The sequence below is a fragment of the Nonomuraea longicatena genome, from assembly GCF_039525605.1.
Lineage (GTDB): Bacteria > Actinomycetota > Actinomycetes > Streptosporangiales > Streptosporangiaceae > Nonomuraea > Nonomuraea longicatena.
Genome location: NZ_BAAAHQ010000023.1, coordinates 232,413 through 250,238, shown reverse-complemented (window position 1 = coordinate 250,238; position 17,826 = coordinate 232,413). Strand labels below are relative to the sequence as shown.

Sequence of the window (17,826 nt, the reverse complement as noted above, 5' to 3'; positions counted from 1 at the left end):
TGGCTGGACGCCAAGAGCAAACCCGAAATTTCCGGCACACGGCGCAGCCGTCTCCACCCCCGCAAGGACACGAATGATCGTTCACCCACGGCTGCTCCAGCTCTCCGGCAGTGTGAAGGGCCCGATGGCCGCCTGCGCGGCGCTGGGCCTCGCGGTCTCGGCCGCCTACGTCGGGCAGGCGCTGCTGCTGACCGCCGCACTGGCCGCACTGGCCGAAGGCCGCCACGGCGACACCGTGCCGCTGCTCGCCTGGGCCCTCGCGGTGATCGCCGTACGGGCCGCGCTGCTGTGGGCCCGCGCGTGCGTCACCGCCTGGGCGGGAGCGCTCGTCAAGGCCAGACTCCGCGACCGCCTGGTGGAGCGGCTCGGGCGGCTCGGCCCCGCCTACCTCACCGGCACCCGTACCGGCCGCCTGCAGACCACCCTGGTCGACGGCGTGGAGGGCCTGGAGGCCTACTTCAGTCGCTACCTGCCGCAGCTCGCCGTCACGTGCTGCGTGCCGGTGGCGCTGGTCGGCTGGCTGTTCACGGTCCATGCGGGCGCCGCCGCCGTGCTCGCGGCGGCGGTGGCGGGGGTGCTGGTGATCCCCCGGTTCTGGGACGCCACGCTCCTGCGCAGGGGAAGATCCCGCTGGACGGCCTTCGCGGACCTGGCCGCCGACTACCTGGAGGCCACGCAGGGCATGGCAACGCTGCGCGCGTTCGGCGCCGTCCGCAGGCTGGGCGACCGGCTCGCCGAGCGCGCCCACCTCCTGTACGTCACCACGATGCGCCAGCTCAGGGTCTCCCTGGTGGAGAAGGGCGTGAGCACCTTCCTCATCCAGGCGGGCACCGCCGGCGCGGTGCTGGCCGCGGCCCGGCCAGGGGACGCCTGGGGCGTCTTCGCGATCCTGCTGGTCACGGTCGAGTGCTTCCGCCCGGTGCGCGAGTTGTCCGAGCACTGGCACGCGGGCTACCTCGGCATCACCGCCGTGGACGGCCTGCGGGACCTGCTGTCCGCCCGGCCGCCGGTGCGCGACACCGGTACGGGAACGCGCGTCGGAGCCGCGCCGGAGATCGTCTTCGACGACGTCGCCTTCACCTATCCGGGAGCGCGGCGGCCCGCCGTCCACGGGGTGTCCTTCACGGTCGGGCGCGGCCAGACCGTCGCGCTGATCGGCCCGTCCGGCGCGGGCAAGAGCACGCTGGCCGCGCTGCTGCAACGCCACGTCGATCCCGATCGGGGAGCGGTCAGGATCGACGGGGTGGATCTGCGTGAGCTGAGCCTCGACGCGCTGCGCGCGGGGATCGCCGTCGTCGCCCAGGACACCTACCTGTTCCACGGCAGCGTCGCCGACAACCTGCGGCTGGCCCGGTCCGAAGCCTCCGACGAGGACCTCGCCGCCGCCGCCCGGGCCGCCGGAGCGCACGGCTTCGTCTCCGCACTCCCCCAGGGGTACGACACCGTGCTCGGTGAGCGGGGCGCCACCCTGTCGGGCGGGCAGCGCCAGCGGCTGGCCGTCGCCCGCGCGCTGCTCGCCGACGCGCCCGTCCTGCTGCTCGACGAGGCCACCTCCCATGTGGACGTCCAGGGCGAGGAGGCGCTGGCCGGGCTGCGGCGGGGCCGTACGTGCCTGCTGATCGCCCACCGGCTGTCGTCGGTACGGGACGCCGACCGGATCGTCGTCCTGGAGGAGGGGACGGTGGCGGAGAACGGCGCCGACTACTATCGGCGGCTGCGCGCCGCCGATGAGGTGAGCGCGTGAGCGCGCCGATGCGCTGGCTCGCCGGAGCCGTCGCCGGGCATCGGCGCGCTTTCGCCGCCACCCTCGCCGCCAACCTGATCGGCCAGGTCGCCGCGCTGTCCGCCGCCGCGACCGCCGCGCTGCTGCTGGGGCGGGTCATCGCGGGCGAGCAGGTGCCGGGCGGGCCGTTCGCCGCCGTGCTGGGCGCTCTGGTGGTCGTGGTCACGCTGGCCACCTGGTGGGAGACGTACGTCGCGCACGACCTCGCCTACCTGGTGCTCGCCGGGCTGCGCGGCCGGATCTACGACGCCATCGCCAGGATCGCCCCGGCCCGGCTGCTCGGGCGGCGCAGCGGCGACCTGTCGGCCACGGTGCTGTCGGACGTGGAGACCCTGGAGTGGCTGTTCGCGCACACCCTCGCCCAGGTGCTGACCGCCGCGGCGGTCCTCGGCGCGGGCACCGTGGTCGCGGCCGTCCTGAATCCGTGGCTGCTGGTGGTGTCCCTGCCGGTCGCGCTGGCGGTGCTGATGCTGCCGCTGTGGCTGCGCGGACTGTCGCGCCGGCAGGGCGACGAACTGCGCGCCGCCTCCGCGCGGCTGACCGCCGACGTCGTGGACACCGTCCAGGGGATGCGGGAGCTCACCGCCTTCCGGGCGCTCGGCCGCCGCAGGCGGGCGCTGGCCGCGCGGACCCGCGACCTGGCCCGCGTCCAGGCCGGGAGCGCGGCGCGCGGTGGGCTGGAGGCGGCGCTGACCGACCTGCTCGTCGCCGTGGCCGCCGTGGGGACGCTGCTCGTCGTGGCGCTCCTGGTTCGCTCGGGCGGGCTCTCCGTGGCCCACGGACCGCTGGCGATGGTGCTCGCGGCCGGTTCGCTCGGCCCGGCCACCCAGGTGGCGCTGCTGCTGAGGGAGTACGGCACGCTGCGCGCCGCCGCGCACCGCGTGCACACGCTCGTCACGGCGCCCCCGAACGTGCGCGAACCGGCCGATCCGGCCTCCCCGTCGGACGCCCCCGCCGTCGTCTTCGACGACGTTCGTTTCCGGTACGTCCCAGACGGCCCGGAGGTGCTGCGCGGGGTGTCGTTCACCGTCCGCCACGGCCAGACCGTGGCGCTCGTCGGCGCCTCGGGGGCGGGCAAGTCCACCTGCGTGTCCCTGCTGCTGCGGCACTGGGATCCGGACCGGGGCCGCATCCTGCTCGGCGGCGTGCCGCTGGACCGGGTCGCCGACGTACCGGCGCGGGTCACGGTGGTCCCCCAGGACGTGCACCTGTTCGCGGGCAGCGTCGAGGACAACGTCCGGCTCGGCGCCCCGCACGCCGACGCGGCCGCGGCGCTGGCCGCCGCGCGGCTCGCGATCGACCCCGGCACGCCGGTCGGCGAGCGCGGCGTCACCCTGTCCGGCGGGCAGCGGGCCAGGGTCGCCATCGCCCGGGCGCTGGCGGTCGACGCGCCGGTGCTGGTGCTCGACGAGGCGGTGGCCAATCTCGACCCCGACAACGAGGCCCGGCTGGCCGAGACACTGGCGGCGGCGGCCTCGGACCGCGCCACCCTGATCGTCGCCCATCGGCTGTCCACCGTCCGGCGCGCGGACCACGTGGTCGTCCTCGACGCGGGGCGGGTCGCCGAGCAGGGGACCTTCGCCGAGCTCACGGCCGACCCCGGTGGCAGGCTCTCGCGGCTGCTGGGCCTGGACGGCCAGCCCTCGTGACCGGGCGGGAACAGACGCGCGCCCGGCCGTGTTCCGGGCGGCACACGGATACTCTTGGGCCACCATATCTTCACGAAAGGGATTCGGATGTCCTTTCAGGCGTATCTAGACACTATTGAGGACAAAACCGGACTGACTCCCCGGGAGTTCATCGCGCTGGCGAAGGAGCGCGGCTTCGACGCGCCGTCCACCAAGGCGGGGGTGATCATTGACTGGCTGAAGCAGGACTACGAGCTGGGGCGCGGGCACGCGATGGCCCTGGTCCACGTGATCAAGAAGGGGCCGAAAATCGACGCCAAGCACGTCGGGACCACCGGAACCCACCGCGACGACTCCGACACCTTGTGGCTGGACGGGAAGGCCGACCGGCCGTAGCCGAGCCCGGCGGAAACCGGCCTCCAAGACTCGCTGGATGCCGGGACTGTCTTCGGGGTGCACGGAAAACTGCTGTTACGGCTATAGGCGCGGGGATTGTGTGCGGTTAATTATTAGTAAGGTTTCCTGTTCTTCACCCCCCAGGAGAAGCTGTGAACAAGAAAACCGTTGCCGCGCTCACCGTAGGGACGGCCGCGCTCGTCCTCCTGCCCGCCGGCGCCGCGAACGCGCACGGCACGATGTCCAACCCGCCCAGCCGCGTCTACGTGTGCAAGAACGAGAACCCGGAGAACCCCAAGTCGGAGGCGTGCAAGGCCGCCGTCGCCGCCGCCGGGACCCAGGCGTTCTACGACTGGAACGAAGTCTCGCTGCTGGAGGCGGGCGGCCGCCACCGCCAGATCGTCCCCGACGGGAAGCTGTGCAGCGCGGGTCGCGACAAGTACAGGGGGCTCGACCTGCAACGCGCCGACTGGCCCGCCACGTCGGTGCGGCCGGGTAGCTTCACCCTCACCTACCACGCCTCCGCCCCGCACTCGAACAGCAACTTCGAGTTCTACATCACCCGCGACGGCTGGAACCCGACCATGCCGCTGAAGTGGTCGGACCTCGTCCACCTCCGCACGTTCAACGGCCAGAACCCGACGACGTTCACGAACTGGACGATCAACCTGCCGCAGCGCTCGGGACGCCACATCCTGTACTCGATCTGGCAGCGCGTCGTCGGCAGCAACGAGGCCTTCTACACCTGCTCAGACGTCAACTTCGGCTGAGAACCCGACCACCCTCGCCGCACCCGCGCCCCCTCCCGGCGCGGAGCGCGGCGGGGGTCAGCCGCCGAGCAACGCCACGGCCATCCGCTGCACCGAGCGCGTGAACCGGCGCGGGTCGTCGGGCGGCGTCGTGTGGCGGATCAGATCGCCGTCGAAGACGGCGAGCACGGCGTGGGCGAGGAACCCCGCATCGCGGCCAGGGTCTCCGTCGGCGAACAGGGTACTGAGGTGACGGTGCCAGAGCCGGTAGCTGGGGTCGTCGTACTTGTTCGCGGAGCATCGGCTGGGCATCCGGCGAGCGCGCCGTGCTCGATCCGTACTCCCTGTTCTCCATCGGCCCGGCCAAGACGATCAGCTCGTTCGGGGACGTCCGGGAGGTCGGGCCGGACCTCGCCACCTTGCTGGAGTTCGCGGCCGAGGGGCGGCTGTCCCCCGAGGTGGCCTGGCGCGGCTCGTGGGACCGCGTCGCCGAGGCCGCCCGGGCATTGCTGGAGCGGCGCGTCGCCGGCTCGCCTGGAGGCCCGGGCAGGAAGCGACCCGCCGGGCGTCATGGTTTCGCCGGCTCGCGCGACGCGATGGGGAGCGCGTCAGGCTGCGGGGTACCAGAGGCGATCCGGGATCCCAGCCGTTGACCGGTTGACATGGATCGTCCACGTAGGGTGATGATGTTGTCATGGCGCAGACCGGGGGACGCAGAACGTCGTTCGACGAGGTCTACGACCATCCCGACCCGCGGGCCTTCTTCGGGAGTCTCAGCCGGTTCGGCTACCAGACCCCCCGCCACGCACAGCCGCTCTTCCGTCGGCTGGTGGCGGCGCGAACGCGGTCGGGCCCGGTCACGGTGGCGGACCTGTGCTGCTCCTACGGCGTCAACGCCGCGCTGCTCAACCACCACCTGACCCTCGACGACCTCTACACCCGCTACACCTCACCGCAGATCCTCGGCCTGACGACCAGCGAACTGATCAAACGGGACCAGGACTTCTACCGCGCGCATCGCCGCGAGGACGCCGTGCCGGTGGTCGGGCTGGACATCGCCGCCGCCGCGATCGACTACGCGCTGGCCGTCGGCCTGCTCGACGCCGGTTTCGCCGAGAACCTGGAGACCGGCCCCGCATCCGCGGCCCTGCTTCGCGCTGTCGGCCCCGTCAGCCTGATCACCGTCACCGGCGGCGTGAGTTTCCTGACCGCCCGGACCTTCCACCAGGTGTTGCGCGCCGCCGACCGGCCGGTGTGGGTGGCCGCGTTCGTCCTGCGCACCGGCTCCTACCAGCCGATCGCCGACGCCCTCGCCGAGCACGGCCTGGTCACCGAGACAGACCCCGAACACACCGCGGTGCAACGCCGCTTCACCGGCCCGGGCGAACAGCGCTACGCCGTCGCCGCGGTCAAGGCCGCAGGCGCCGACCCCACGGGAAAGGAGAGCACGGGCAGCTACCACACCACTGTGCACCTGTCCCGGCCATCAAAGGACCTGGCCATGCCCTATGCCAGCCTGGTCTCACCGGCTCAGCCCGATTACGCAACCGGTCGAGAGAGCCCCCACCCCGGGTGACAGCCGGCCATGGACACACCGACCCGCCCGGCGAACTCAACGAACTGCCGGGCAGCGTCTACGACCACCGCAACTGCTCGGCCTTGCCCGCCCGCTGCGCCCGCGCCGGCAGATTCGTGGAGATGAGCAGATCCAGCACATCCAACGCCGGTGAGGTCATGGGGTGCTGGTGCGTCGTCCCAGGACGGGTCCGAGGGCGACCGTGACCACTCCGGGCAGGAGGTGCGCGGTGGTCACAAGATGCTCCTTCGGCAGGGTGGCAGGGCTCGCCGCAAGGGGTACGACGAGTGCCCGGCCACGGGGGTCACTTCTCGGGCATGAGCACGGTGTCGATGATGTAGACGGTGGCGTTGCGGGTCGGCACGTTGCCGCACACGATGCCGGCCTCGCCGACCGTGTAGTCCTGGCCGGAGCCGGTGGTGGTGACCTTGCCGCCCTGCAGGGTGGTGAAGGAGCCGCTTTCCAGGTCGGCGGGGGTCTTGCGGCCCGCGACGACGTGGTGGGTGAGGATGTCGGTCAGCGTCTTCTTGTCGGCCAGCACCTTGTCCAGCATCTTCTTGTCGATCTTGGCGAAGGCCTGGTTGGTGGGCGCGAAGACGGTGATGCCGTCGGCGGAGTTGAGGGTGTCGGCCAGGCCGGCCTTCTTCACGGCGGTGACGAGGGTGGACAGGACCGGGTTGTTGGAGGCGGCGGTGGCGACCGGGTCGTCGGCCATGCCGGTGAAGCTGCCTTCGCCGTCGGCGGGAACCGCGGAGCAGCCCGCGCCGAACGGCGCGTCGGAGGCGGGCTCGGTGGCGGGCTCGGAGGCGGAGCCGGTCGCCATCGGCGCTGTGCTGGCGGGGGCCGCGCCCGTGGCGGCGCTGGTGCCGCCGCTGTCGCCAGCGCAGGCGGTCAGGGACAGGGCCAAGGCCAGCAGGGGTAGAGCAGCGGCAAGACGCTTGTTCGTGATCATCATCGGAGAGGTTCCTTGTCTGTTTGCGGGCAGGTGAATCGCGGGCATCAGCGGTTCCCGCTTTCGCTCGTGTGCTGTGCGGTCTGCTCGGTCGGGGCGAGCGGGCCCGCCCGGCGGTGGGCCCGCCGCTCGGCTACATGGCGGGCATGAGCACGGTGTCGATCATGTAGACGGTGGCGTTGCGGGTGGTCACGTCCCCGCAGACCACTCGGGCGTTGTTGATCTTGTAGGTGGTACCGGAGCCGCGAGTGGCGACCTTGCCGCCCTGCAAAGTGGTGAATCTGCCGCGCCGCAGGTCGGCGGGGGTCTTACGGCCCGCGACGACGTGGTGGGTGAGGATGCTGGTCAGCGTCTTCTTGTCGGCCAGGACCTTGGCCAGGGTCTTCTTGTCGATCTTGGCGAAGGCCTGGTTGGTGGGCGCGAAGACGGTGATGCCGTCGGCCCCGTTGAGCGTGTCGACCAGGCCCGCCTTCTTCACGGCGGTGACGAGGGTGGACAGGACCGGGTTGTTGGAGGCGGCGGTGGCGACCGGATCGGCGGCCATGCCGGTGAAGCTGCCCTTGCCCGTGGCGGGCACGGTCGAGCAGGCCGGGCCGAAGGGACGCGGGGCCGCGATCGGCGCGGTCACAGCCCTTGCGGCGGTGCCGGCGTGGTGGGTGGAGGCGAGCGCGCCGGAGCCGATTCCGGTCATCGAGAGGGTCGCGGCCACGATGGGCAGCCCGGCGGCGACATGACGGATGTTCATGACATCTCCTGTGTTGTCGTACGGATTGACGTGCTGAGGGGAGTTCAGGTGACGGTCACCAGGACCGAGTGCCAGCCGGTGGCGCCGTCCGGGATCGGCGGCAGCCGCTCGGCGGGCTGGGTGTGACCGGTGGCGTCCGTGGCGCGGACCTCAAGACGGTGCTGTCCGGGGGCGGCCTGCCAAGTCGTCTGCCATTGCCGCCAGGTGTCGGGCCCGGCGGAGGCGGCCAGGTCGGCCTGCCGCCAGGCGCCGTCGTCGACGCGGACCTCCACGGCGGCGATGCCACGGTGTTGCGCCCATGCGGTCCCGGCCACGGTGACCGGGCCGGCGGGGACCTCGGCAAAGGGTTTGGGCACCTCGATGCGGGAGGCGGTCTTGATGGGGGCGCGTTCGGCCCAGCCGCGCCGGGTCCAGTAGGCGCGCTCGTCGGCGAAGCGGGTGAGTTTGAGGTCGATGACCCATTTGGTGGCCGAGACGTAGCCGTACAGGCCGGGCACGATCATCCGCGCGGGAAAGCCGTGCGCCGGCGGCAGCGCAGCGCCGTTCATCGCGATGGCCAGCAGTGCGTCGCGGCCGTCCAGCACCGATTCCAGGGCTGTGGAGGCGGTCCAGCCGTCGGCCGAGCACGACAGGATCTGATCCGCTCCGGGTCGGATGCCGGCCTCGCGCAGCAGAGCCGCCAGATCCACGCCGAGCCAGCGGGCGTGACCGGCGTAGGGCCCGCCGACCTCGTTGGACACGCACGTCAGGGTGATGTCGCGCTCGCTCAGCGGCCGGGCCAACAAGTCGGCGAAGGACAGCTCGACCGGGCGGTCGACCAGGCCGTGCACGCGCAGGGTCCACTCCTGGTGCGGGACACGCGGGACGATCAGCGCTGTGTCGACGCGGTAGAAGGCGTCATTGGGTGTGGTGAACGGGCTGAGGCCCGGCACGTTCAGGCTCACCGAGGCGGGCAGCGCTCCGGCGGGATCGGCGGGGCGAGGGAGTACGAGGGCGCGGCCGTCGGCGGACGACCGCCGGGCCGAGGTGATCGCCCGCCCGGCCCCACCGCTCAGCACGGCCAGGCCCAGTATGGCGGAACCACGGGTGAGCAGCACCCGCCGCTCGGCACCCGCCATTCGAGCCGGTTGCGCAGTGGAGGGAACGGGCTGGCCGGGTCGCGCGAGGGCTGCCGGCGTGACCTGACCGGCAGGCCGGGGACGGAGTCCGCGCCGCGTATACAGCAGGGCGAGCGTCCCGCCCACCGCCCCCACCGAGGCGGGCAGGACGTCCGCTGGCCGCGCCCCCGGCCGTGACAGCGCTGCGGCCCCGGCGAGCGCCGCGAGCCCTGCCAGGGCGGTGATGGCCAGGCGCGGTCGCCGGAGCGCGGCCGTTCCGATGACCCCGGCCGCGACCGCGATCACCCCGGCCAGCGTCAGGAGCAGGACCAGCTTGTCGGCAGCGCCGAAGGTGCGGATGGCGAAGTCCTTCAGCCACGCCGGGCTCAGGTCGATGAACACCGACCCCACCGCGAGCAGCGGACCCGCCTCGGGCCGACCCACCAGCGCGGCGGCGAGCTCCGCGCCCCCCAGCGCCAGCGCGGCGGCCAGCACGCCGAAGGCCGCCGACACCCGGGGCGCCGGCACGGGGGTCGATGCGGGGGTCGATGCGGGGGCCTCCACCTTGCAGGCCGGTGTCTCAGCAGTCACATCAGGACTTCGGAGTCACCGCCGAAACGGATGGGTGCCACTTGCCCCCGACGGCAGGGAGGTCAGGCGACGGGCATGTCCACCAGCAACAACGGCGTGCTGGACGGCTGCCGCGAACCGCCGGCCGGTTCTACCGTCACCCCCACCTGCTCCGCATCGGCCCTGATGGTGCTGAGTACCGGCACGGTGCCACCGGAGCCGCTGGAGGCGAGCAGGCCGGCTGAGGTGATCCGTCCCGGGGCGAGTTGCCACAGCTGGTAGACGCGGCCTGCGGGCGGATCGCCCAGCCCTGCCGCCCAGAACACCAGCGCGCCCTGTGAGCGCGACAGGACCAGCATGCCGCGCCCCCGCCCGCTCCCGGCGGACGACACAGCCGCCGGGGCGGTGACCGCCCGGGCGTCATCCGCGCTCAGCACCGCAGCGATCTGCTGCCCCACGCGCCGGGCCTGCTCCAATTCCTGACGTGCCTGCACCGTCGTCACGCCGAGCCCGGCCACCACGGCCAGCGCCGCCGTCACGCTCACCGCCGCCAGCCAGGGCCGCCACGTGACCCGCCACACCCGCCTCGCAAGGGGTGCCGGCGGGACCGTCGGCGGCAACTGACGCACCTGCTCGATCTCGGCCAGCACCCGCTCCCGCAGACCGGGCGGCGGCTCGGCCACCACCGCCGCGCCAAGGCGCGCGACCGTCTCGCCGAGCGTCGCCGTCTCCTGAGCGCACTCGGCGCACCCGGCCAGATGCCGCTCGAAACGGCGCCGCTCGCCCTCGTCGTCGATGGCATCCAGCGCGTACGCACCCGCCAAGGTGTGCGGGTCGAACCCGCCCTCTCGTCTCTTCATCGGTCCACCCCCAGGCAGTCGCGCAGCCGGATCAGCCCATCGCGCATCCGTGTCTTGACCGTCCCCAACGGCGCCTTGACCAGCTCGGCGACCTCCCGGTAGGAGTAGCCGCCGTAGTAGGCGAAGGTGACCGACTCGCGCTGCAGCTCGGTGAGATTGTTCAGGCAGCGGCGCAGCCGCTCGCCCTCCAGCCGGCCCACCACCAGCTCCGACACCTCATCGAAGAAGCGGTGCGGCTCCAGCCGTGCGGCCCGCTCCTCCCGGTCGGTGCCCGCCTGCGCCGCACGCACCCGGTCGATCGCCCGCCGGTGCGCGATGGTCAGTACCCACGCCAGCGCCGACCCCTTGTCCGGCTCGAAGCGGGCGGCGCTGCGCCACACCTCCACCAGCACCTCCTGCGCGACCTCCTCACTGTGCGCCCGATCCCGCAGCACCCGCAGAACCAGCCCGAACACCCGCGGCGCCAGTACCTCATAGACCCGTTCGAACGCCCCGCGATCACCCTTGCCGACCGCCTGCAGCGATTCCTCCAAACCCGGCGGCGAACCCCCCGGACGGTCCTCACCCACCGGCGACCGGTCACGCGCTCCCATACAGACCCTCCTGCCCCGACCGGCACAGCGCCAGCCACAACGGCTTCGGAGCCCACCGCGTACCGGATGGGTGACGAACACCCGGCTGCGGCACCCGCGATCTGTCCGGCGAACGACGGGACCCGATGCGGCCGACCATGAGCTGTCCTGCCCGGCCCAGGAAGCGCGGCGGCCGCCCTCCGGCCGGGACGCCACCCGTTGCCCAGCAGCGCAACCGCCGACGGCACAGCCCGTCGGTGCAGGTCCCGCAGATGCTCGCCGATCGGTGGATGCAGCGGCAGCGGCGGGTTGACCGGACCTGGCAGGCTCACTCAGCTCGGGGCGGCGGCTTCGAGGTCGGCGATGCTGCCGGACATGATGGTCCGCACGTGCTCGGTGATGTGCTCCGGGGGCCAGTCCCACCAGGCCACCGCGAGCAGCCGGGCGACGTCCTCGTCGCTGTGGCGGGTACGGATGAGACGGGCCGGGTTGCCGCCGGCGATCCCGTAGTCGGGCACATCCGAGGTGACCACTGCGCCGGAGGCGATGATCGCGCCGTGCCCGATGCGCACGCCCGGCATCACGGTCACGCCGTACCCGAACCAGACGTCGTTGCCGACGACGGTGTCTCCCCGGCCGGGCAGGCCGGTGAGCAGGTCGAAGTGCTCCGACCAGGAGCCGCCCATGGTGGGGAACGGGAAGGTCGAGGGACCGTCCATGCGGTGGTTGGCGCCGTTCATGATGAACCGCACCCCGGTGCCCAGCGCGCAGAACCTGCCGATGACCAGCTTCTCCGGGCCGTAGTGGTAGAGCACGTTGCGGGTCTCGAACGCGGTCGGGTCGTCCGGGTCGTCGTAGTAGGAGTACTCCCCCACCTCGATCAGCGGCGAGGTGACCAGCGGCCGGAGCAGGACCACCCTCGGATGCCCGGTCATGGGGTGCACCACGTTCGGGTCGGCGGGGACGTTCATCGCTCGATTCCTCTCAGGCGGGCCACTAATGCGACAGATGCTACATTAAGCGGATGCCAGACCAGCGACCTGACCCCGTGGAGGCTCGGCGCCGGCCGGGTGGCCGTACCAGCCGCACCCGTACGAAGGTGCTCGAAGCGGTCCGCGCCGAACTCGGGGAACGCGGTTTCGACGCGCTCACCGTCGAGTCGGTCGCGGCCCGCGCGGGCGTGCACCGCGCGACCGTGTACCGCCGATGGCGGGACGTCGGCGGCCTGCTCGCCGACGTCTTCGAGGCGGCGGGCGACGACGACTGGCGGCCGCCGGACACCGGCTCCCTGCTCGGCGACCTGGCGGCGCTCAACCGCGAGAGCCAGGACTCACTGACGGCACAGCCGCCGGTCGTCGCCGCGCTGTTCGCCGCCTCGTTCCGCTCGGAGGAGGCCGCCTGGGGAGTGCGACGGCTGTGGGAGGACCGTTACGCCCGGTGCGAGGCGATCGTCGGCCGGGCCGTCCGGCGCGGCGAACTCCCGCCGGACACCGACGCGCGGCGACTGCTCATCGCCGCCACCGCACCCGTGTACCACCAGTTGGTGCTGCTACGGGTGCCACCCGACCCGGACCTCCCCGAGCGCGCGGCCAGGACCGCCGTCCTCGCGGCGGGCGCGGGCGCCTTCACCTCGGCTCCGTCGGCGACAACCCGAGAAACATCCGGATGAGCGGATCGAAGGGACCCGGTCCGGGTCAGTGCCGCAGGTCGAGTACCAGGGCACGGTGGTCGGACACCTCCGGTGCGGTCATCACCTCGAAGTCCTTCACGGCGGCCGGATCGCTGACCAGGAGGTAGCTCGCGTGCCGCACGGACTTGCGGTACCTGGAGGTTCTGGTGTCGGCCTCCCGCACCAGGTCGGTCAGGCCGAGCTCGGCCAGGATCGGGAAGGTCTCGCTGTCGGGCAGCACGTTGAAGTCGCCGCACACCACGACCAGATCGCCGTCCTCGCGAACGCCCTCGACCAGGGCCGCGAGCCGCTCGGCCTGCGCACGGCGCGCGGGGGTGTCGCCCTTTCCCTGTGCGTCGCGCAGGCCGTGCAGGTTGACGACGGTGACGAAGCGCCGCGCCCGGCGGTCGAGCACGCGCACGGCCAGGGCCGCGCGGGGCCGTCCGTCGCTCGGCCACTCCTCGGGGTACTCGACGTACGCGCCGTGCACGAACCCGGTGCGCGTTCCGGCGACGGGGAGCGTCTCGGCGACGAAGGTGGCGAGCCCGAACTCCTGCTCGTGCACACGCCCCTCCCGGTCGAGGACGGGGCCGGAGTCGCTGGCGGCGAACAGGGCCTGGTGCCGGGGAAGGCGCGAACGGACGTCGTCGAGGAGGTCGGCCCGCTGCGGCAACGACCGCTCCGCGTCGTCGAAGCGCGTCCAGCCTCGCGCACCCGGGGTACGGGTCACCTCCTGCAGGCAGAGGACGTCGGCGTCACAGGTGTCGAGCCAGGGGGCGAGTTCGTCGAACATCGCACCGCCCCAAGCGTTCAGGGAGATGATGCGCACCCCACAGATTAGACCAGACCAGCCCACATTGACCTTGACGCGACGTCGACGTTTTGAATGGCGTCATGAAGATCCGCAGTGACCGGCGTTTCGGAGTCAGGCGCGTCCCACGTGACGACCTCGACCTGGCCTACGTGCGAGAGGGGCGGACGGGGGCGACTCCGCTGCTGGCCATCCCGGGCGGGCCGGGGATGGGCTCGGTCCTGCCGTACCGCAGGCTCCGGAGGATGGCCGCGCGCCGGGGGTTCGATGTCGTCATGGTCGAGCATCGGGGCGTCGGGTTCTCCCGCCGCGACCGGCTCGGCGCCGACCTGCCGCAGGAGCGGCTCACCGTCTCGGCGGCCGTCGAGGACCTCGTGGCGGTGCTCGACGCGTGTGCGATCGATCGGGCGGTGGTCTACGGCACCTCGTACGGCGGGTACCTCGCGCAGATGCTCGGCGCCACCCATCCGGAGCGGGTCAGCGCCATGGTCCTCGACTCCACGTACGCCTCCGTCGGCGACTTCGACCGCAACCGGGACCACATGCGGCGGCTGCTCTGGGAGGGGGACGATCCGGGCAGCCAGGGCGTCGCGGCCGCGCTGCGCGCTCTGGTGGCGGCGGGCAAGGTCACCGACGAGCAGGTGGCGATCGTGGTCCCGCTGGCCTACGAGCTGGGCGGGGTCCCGCTCCTGACCAGACTGCTGGCGGCCGTGGACGGCGGCAGGCGCCGGCTGTGGGATCGGCTGGCGGCCATGGTCGAAGCCGAGCTCAGTGGGGTGCGACCGTACGTCCTGGAGTTCGATCTCGCGGGCGCGATCAACTTCCGTGAGGCGTACGCGCAGCGGCCGGACGGGCTGCCCCTGGATCCGGCCCTGCCGTACGCGCGGGTCGCCGCCCGCTTCCCCGCCTTCGCGGGTGAGCCCGCGGACCTGCCCGCCGCGCTGCCGAACTTCACCTGGCCGGTCGCCGTGGTGTCCGGGGCCAGGGACCTGCGCTCGGTGCGGGCCGTGGCCGAGCGGATCCGGGACCTCACCCCGCACGGCGTGCTGGTGCCGTTCGACGGGATGGCGCACAGTCTCCTCGACTTCCATCCCGCCGCGGCGCTCGTGGTCAGCCGGTACACGGCGCGGGGTGATCTCGAACTGCTGCCCGCGCTGACGGGACGGCTGGAGGCACTGCCCGGCGGTCGCCGGGCAGCTCTCGTCGCCGCGCTGCTCCGGTTGTCGCTCACCGGCTCCCGTCGAAGCTCGCGGCTCTGACGCCCGGCACGTCAGCGCAGGGTTCTGGCGAAGTGGGCGGTCGCGGTGTCCACCGCCAGGCTGACCTGGGGTTCGGCGTCGTAGAAGTCGAACTGGGTGCCCTGGGTCCAGTAGACGTCCTTGGGTCCGGCGAGGGCCGCGTGGAAGCGGTGGGCGCCTTCGGGGATGGCGGCGTCCTCGCTGTGGACGAGGAGGGTGGGCCGGGTGATCTTGGGGGCGAGCACGATGGAGTCGTAGGTGAGCCAGTCGGCCCAGGCCATGACGGCGAAGCGGTTGGGCCAGGCGGGGATGGCGCCCCTGCCGGGGTTGAGGTAGAAGTCGATGCCGAACGGCATGGCGGCGTTCGGGTCGGTGGCGGAGACGACGGGGACGTAGTCGACCTCGCCGGTCTCGTCGTAGCGGGAGCGGGCCGCGCGGCCGATCCTGATCTTCTCGGCGACGGCGTCGGCGCCGCCGTAGGCGTCCTCGCAGACGGCGGCGTCGTGGAGCCAGGGGGCGACGAGGGCGAGCGACTTGACGCGGGCGTCGTGCGCGGTGTTGTCGGCCATGTACATGGCGGCCGCGCAGATGCCGAGGGCGCCGATCCGGTCGGCGTCGACGGCGGCGTGTCCGGCCAGGAAGGTGACCGCGTGGTGGATGTCGCTCACCTTCCTGGCCGGTGACTCCACCTCGCGCGGCAGTCCTTCGGACTCGCCGAAGCCGGTGAAGTCGAAGCTCAGGGCGGCGTAGCCGCGTTCGGCCAGGCGCTGGGCGTAACGGTCGGCCATGAGCTCCTTGACGCTGGTCCAGGTGCCGGCGACCACGATGCCCGGGGCGGGCCCGTCCGTGCCGGGCAGGTACAGGTTGCCGGTGAGGCTCACACCGCCGCCGTCAAAAGTGATCTTGTTCATGCGTACTCCAGCGCCCCCAGCGTCGACGACGTCCCAACGATCCATCCCCACAGCATCCGCCTGCGGCGGAGCGCCCGACAGGCGGACTGGTTGCAGACCCGGCTGCAGCTTCGTGCACGCTCGGAGCCATGAGCGGGCGTGCCTACCCGGGCCGCACCAGCCCGCTCTCGTAGGCGAGGTGGACGAGCTGGGCCCGGTCGCGGGCGCCGAGCTTGGTCAGCAGGCGGCTGACGTACGTGCGGGTGGTCGCGGGGCTGAGGAACAGGCGGCGGGAGATCTCGTCGTTGGAGCGTCCGGCGGCGATCTCGGCGAGCAGTTCCCGCTCGCGGCCGGTGAGCGGGGCGGGCAGCCGTCCCCGCGCCCGTCCCGGGCGGTCGGCGACGGCGGCCAGCACCCGCCGGGTGACCGAGGGCGACAGGAGCGCCTCTCCCCCGGCGACCGTGCGCACCGCCGCGCGCAGGTCGTCGGGGACGGTGTTCTTCAGCAGGAACCCGGACGAGCCCGCGCGGATGGCGTCGAAGAGGTGGTCGTCGGTGTCGAAGGTGGTGAGGACGACGACCCGCACGTGCCGCAGCCGCTCGTCCGCGACGATCCTGCGGGTCGCCTCGATCCCGTCGACTCCGGGCATGCGGATGTCCATGAGCACGACGTCCGGCCGCTCGGCGACGGCGAGCGCGTACCCGGCCAGGCCGTCCGCGGCCTCACCGACGACGGTGAGGTCGTCGGCCCGCTCCAGCAGCGCCCGCAGCCCGGCCCGGATCAGCTCCTGGTCGTCGACCAGCGCGACCCGGATCATCGCGGCGTCTCCAGCGGCAGCGACGCCTCGACGCGGAAGCCCGCGCCGGGCCGGGAGCTCACCGCCAGGTGACCGCCCAGCAGGGCGGCCCGCTCCCGCATCCCGGCCAGTCCGCGCCCGAGGGGCTCGCCGGACAGGTCGGCGCCGCGCCCGTCGTCGGTGACGGTGACGGCGATCCGGTCGGCCGCGTAGCGCAGGCGGACCTCGGCCTTGGTCGCCTGGGCGTGGCGCAGGGAGTTGGTCAGCGACTCCTGGACGATGCGGCAGGCTGTGACGTCCACGACCACCGGCAGGTCCACCGGCTCGCCCTCGACGCCGACGTGCACGGCCAGCCCGCTGCTCTCGGTCGCCGCCACGAGCGCGTCGAGGTGACGCAGGCCGGCGGTGGGCGCGCGGCGCTCGTCGGGGTCGGCGTCCCTCAGCAGTCCCAGCGTGCCACGCAGTTCGCGGATGGCGTCGTCTCCGGCCCGCCGGATGATCGTCAGCGCCGAACGCACGGCGCTCCGGTCGTCGTCGAGGGCCTCCGTCGCCACGTCCGCCTGGATCGAGATCACCGCGATCGTGTGGCCCAGCACGTCGTGCAGGTCCCTGGCGATCCGCAGCCGCTCCGCCTCCACCCGCCGCCGGCCCTCCCGTTCGCGTTCCTGAGCGGCCAGCGCGAGCGTGCGGCGCTGCTCGGCGCGCAGCAGCCGGGTCGCCCGTACGGCCGCGCCCAGCGCGATCGCGGCCACCATCAGCCCGATCGTGGACGACAGCTCGAACCCGAGCAGATACTGCGGATCCTCGCCTTCGAGAAGCCGGAACGTGGTGCTCACCAGCACCAGCAGCCCCGCCACCGATCCGGCGGCCACGACCGCGCCTGCCTCGGCCGCCGAGTAGAGGGCGGCGGCCATCGGCAGCGCCACACCGACCGGCGGGTAGCCGGTGGCGTGGTAGGCGACCAGACCGGCCGCCGTCGCCGTCAGCGCCAGGAGGGGAAAGCGCCTGCGGACGAGCATGAGCGCGCCCAGCCCGGCCGCGAACACGTACGCCACCGCGTCGGGGCCGCGCGGGCCGCCGAGATCCATCGCGACGGCCACGGCCACCACGGCGGACACGATCGCGCCCAGCGCCGCGTCGCCGATCAGCTGACGGTTTTCCACCTGCACGAACGCGAGGATAGCCAGGCCGGCGACCGTGCGCAGTCGCCCGATGTTGACATCTGCTGTCGCCTCCGGCCGATGTCCGCGCGTGCCATGCCGCTCTAGCGTCTCGGCCCATGAGAACACTCGGAGTGGCCATCCTCGGCCTGTTCGCCGGGCTGGCAGCGGGATTCGTCCTGCTCAGCGAGGTGCTGGGCAGACTCGTCGTGGACAACGGCGAGATCGACGCGCCGTGGACGTTCGTCATCGGTTTCGGCCCGATGATCCTGGCCGGCGTGGGCGCCGTGGCCGCGGTGCTGATCGACAACGCGCGGCTGAGCCGATCGTGAGC

Annotated in this window: 20 protein-coding genes; 9 read left to right on the top strand and 11 right to left on the bottom strand. The window is 72.7% G+C overall.

The window, feature by feature from the left end; translation table 11 throughout:
• The first annotated feature begins 73 nt into the window (after nt 1-73).
• From ABD120_RS22345 to ABD120_RS22330, 4 genes are all read left to right on the top strand, one after another.
• Nucleotides 74-1,744: an ABC transporter ATP-binding protein/permease gene (locus tag ABD120_RS22345; RefSeq protein ID WP_343951918.1), complete on the top strand. Its 1,671-nt coding sequence runs from the start codon at nt 74-76 to the stop codon at nt 1,742-1,744.
• Nucleotides 1,741-3,432 (top strand): ABC transporter ATP-binding protein, encoded by a 1,692-nt coding sequence (locus tag ABD120_RS22340; protein WP_343951917.1) that lies wholly within the window; start codon nt 1,741-1,743, stop codon nt 3,430-3,432. The genes ABD120_RS22345 and ABD120_RS22340 overlap by 4 nt, the downstream gene beginning before the upstream one ends.
• Before the next feature lie 87 nt (nt 3,433-3,519).
• Nucleotides 3,520-3,807 carry a DUF4287 domain-containing protein gene (locus ABD120_RS22335; protein ID WP_343951916.1) on the top strand — a complete coding sequence of 96 codons (288 nt, stop codon included), beginning with the start codon at nt 3,520-3,522 and terminating at the stop codon, nt 3,805-3,807.
• A 152-nt stretch (nt 3,808-3,959) separates the two neighbouring features.
• Entirely contained in the window at nt 3,960-4,577 is a 618-nt protein-coding gene (locus tag ABD120_RS22330) for a lytic polysaccharide monooxygenase auxiliary activity family 9 protein (protein ID WP_343951915.1), read from the top strand.
• Between the two features lie 57 nt (nt 4,578-4,634).
• Here the strand turns inward: ABD120_RS22330 and ABD120_RS22325 are convergent, their stop codons facing one another.
• The gene (locus tag ABD120_RS22325; RefSeq protein WP_343951914.1) at nt 4,635-4,868 is read right to left on the bottom strand and encodes a hypothetical protein; all 234 of its coding nucleotides are present in this window, start codon (nt 4,866-4,868) and stop codon (nt 4,635-4,637) included.
• 14 nt (nt 4,869-4,882) lie between these two features.
• Between ABD120_RS22325 and ABD120_RS22320 the strand changes: the two genes are divergently transcribed.
• Together ABD120_RS22320 and ABD120_RS22315 are read left to right on the top strand one after the other, a co-directional pair.
• Nucleotides 4,883-5,209, top strand: a complete 327-nt coding sequence (locus tag ABD120_RS22320; protein WP_343951913.1) for an MDR/zinc-dependent alcohol dehydrogenase-like family protein — start codon at nt 4,883-4,885, stop codon at nt 5,207-5,209.
• Nucleotides 5,210-5,250: 41 nt separating this feature from the next.
• Entirely contained in the window at nt 5,251-6,132 is an 882-nt protein-coding gene (locus ABD120_RS22315) for a hypothetical protein (RefSeq protein WP_343951912.1), read from the top strand.
• A gap of 304 nt (nt 6,133-6,436) precedes the next feature.
• Here the strand turns inward: ABD120_RS22315 and ABD120_RS22310 are convergent, their stop codons facing one another.
• From ABD120_RS22310 to ABD120_RS22285, 6 genes are all read right to left on the bottom strand, one after another.
• A complete protein-coding gene (locus ABD120_RS22310; protein WP_343952189.1) occupies nt 6,437-7,084 on the bottom strand; it encodes a fasciclin domain-containing protein in 648 nt (215 codons plus the stop codon).
• A 133-nt stretch (nt 7,085-7,217) separates the two neighbouring features.
• Nucleotides 7,218-7,829, bottom strand: coding sequence for a fasciclin domain-containing protein (locus tag ABD120_RS22305; RefSeq protein WP_343951911.1), 612 nt, complete (start codon nt 7,827-7,829; stop codon nt 7,218-7,220).
• A gap of 44 nt (nt 7,830-7,873) precedes the next feature.
• Complete coding sequence (locus tag ABD120_RS22300; protein WP_343951910.1) at nt 7,874-9,454, bottom strand: molybdopterin-dependent oxidoreductase; 1,581 nt, start codon at nt 9,452-9,454, stop codon at nt 7,874-7,876.
• 125 nt (nt 9,455-9,579) lie between these two features.
• Nucleotides 9,580-10,356 (bottom strand): anti-sigma factor, encoded by a 777-nt coding sequence (locus tag ABD120_RS22295; RefSeq protein WP_343951909.1) that lies wholly within the window; start codon nt 10,354-10,356, stop codon nt 9,580-9,582.
• Nucleotides 10,353-10,949 (bottom strand): ECF RNA polymerase sigma factor SigK, encoded by a 597-nt coding sequence (gene sigK / locus ABD120_RS22290; protein WP_343951908.1) that lies wholly within the window; start codon nt 10,947-10,949, stop codon nt 10,353-10,355. Before sigK ends, ABD120_RS22295 begins: the two co-directional genes overlap by 4 nt.
• Before the next feature lie 311 nt (nt 10,950-11,260).
• On the bottom strand, nt 11,261-11,899 hold the full coding sequence (locus ABD120_RS22285; RefSeq protein ID WP_343951907.1) for a CatB-related O-acetyltransferase: 639 nt from the start codon (nt 11,897-11,899) through the stop codon (nt 11,261-11,263).
• Nucleotides 11,900-11,952: 53 nt separating this feature from the next.
• Here ABD120_RS22285 and ABD120_RS22280 point away from each other — a divergent pair, with 53 nt between their 5' ends.
• Complete coding sequence (locus tag ABD120_RS22280) at nt 11,953-12,597, top strand: TetR/AcrR family transcriptional regulator (protein WP_343951905.1); 645 nt, start codon at nt 11,953-11,955, stop codon at nt 12,595-12,597.
• A gap of 25 nt (nt 12,598-12,622) precedes the next feature.
• Here ABD120_RS22280 and ABD120_RS22275 read toward each other — a convergent pair whose 3' ends face one another.
• Nucleotides 12,623-13,426 (bottom strand): endonuclease/exonuclease/phosphatase family protein, encoded by an 804-nt coding sequence (locus ABD120_RS22275; protein ID WP_343951903.1) that lies wholly within the window; start codon nt 13,424-13,426, stop codon nt 12,623-12,625.
• A gap of 65 nt (nt 13,427-13,491) precedes the next feature.
• Here ABD120_RS22275 and ABD120_RS22270 point away from each other — a divergent pair, with 65 nt between their 5' ends.
• Complete coding sequence (locus tag ABD120_RS22270; RefSeq protein ID WP_343951902.1) at nt 13,492-14,667, top strand: alpha/beta hydrolase; 1,176 nt, start codon at nt 13,492-13,494, stop codon at nt 14,665-14,667.
• An 11-nt stretch (nt 14,668-14,678) separates the two neighbouring features.
• Here the strand turns inward: ABD120_RS22270 and ABD120_RS22265 are convergent, their stop codons facing one another.
• The 3 genes from ABD120_RS22265 to ABD120_RS22255 form a co-directional block, all read right to left on the bottom strand.
• Nucleotides 14,679-15,557, bottom strand: coding sequence for an alpha/beta hydrolase (locus tag ABD120_RS22265; RefSeq protein ID WP_343951901.1), 879 nt, complete (start codon nt 15,555-15,557; stop codon nt 14,679-14,681).
• Nucleotides 15,558-15,699: 142 nt separating this feature from the next.
• The gene (locus ABD120_RS22260; protein ID WP_343951900.1) at nt 15,700-16,353 is read right to left on the bottom strand and encodes a response regulator; all 654 of its coding nucleotides are present in this window, start codon (nt 16,351-16,353) and stop codon (nt 15,700-15,702) included.
• Nucleotides 16,350-17,501 carry a sensor histidine kinase gene (locus ABD120_RS22255; protein WP_343951899.1) on the bottom strand — a complete coding sequence of 384 codons (1,152 nt, stop codon included), beginning with the start codon at nt 17,499-17,501 and terminating at the stop codon, nt 16,350-16,352. Before ABD120_RS22255 ends, ABD120_RS22260 begins: the two co-directional genes overlap by 4 nt.
• Before the next feature lie 110 nt (nt 17,502-17,611).
• On the opposite strand from ABD120_RS22255, the gene ABD120_RS22250 reads away from it, so the two are divergent.
• Nucleotides 17,612-17,824 (top strand): DUF5957 family protein, encoded by a 213-nt coding sequence (locus tag ABD120_RS22250; protein WP_343951898.1) that lies wholly within the window; start codon nt 17,612-17,614, stop codon nt 17,822-17,824.
• Nucleotides 17,825-17,826 lie beyond the last annotated feature (2 nt).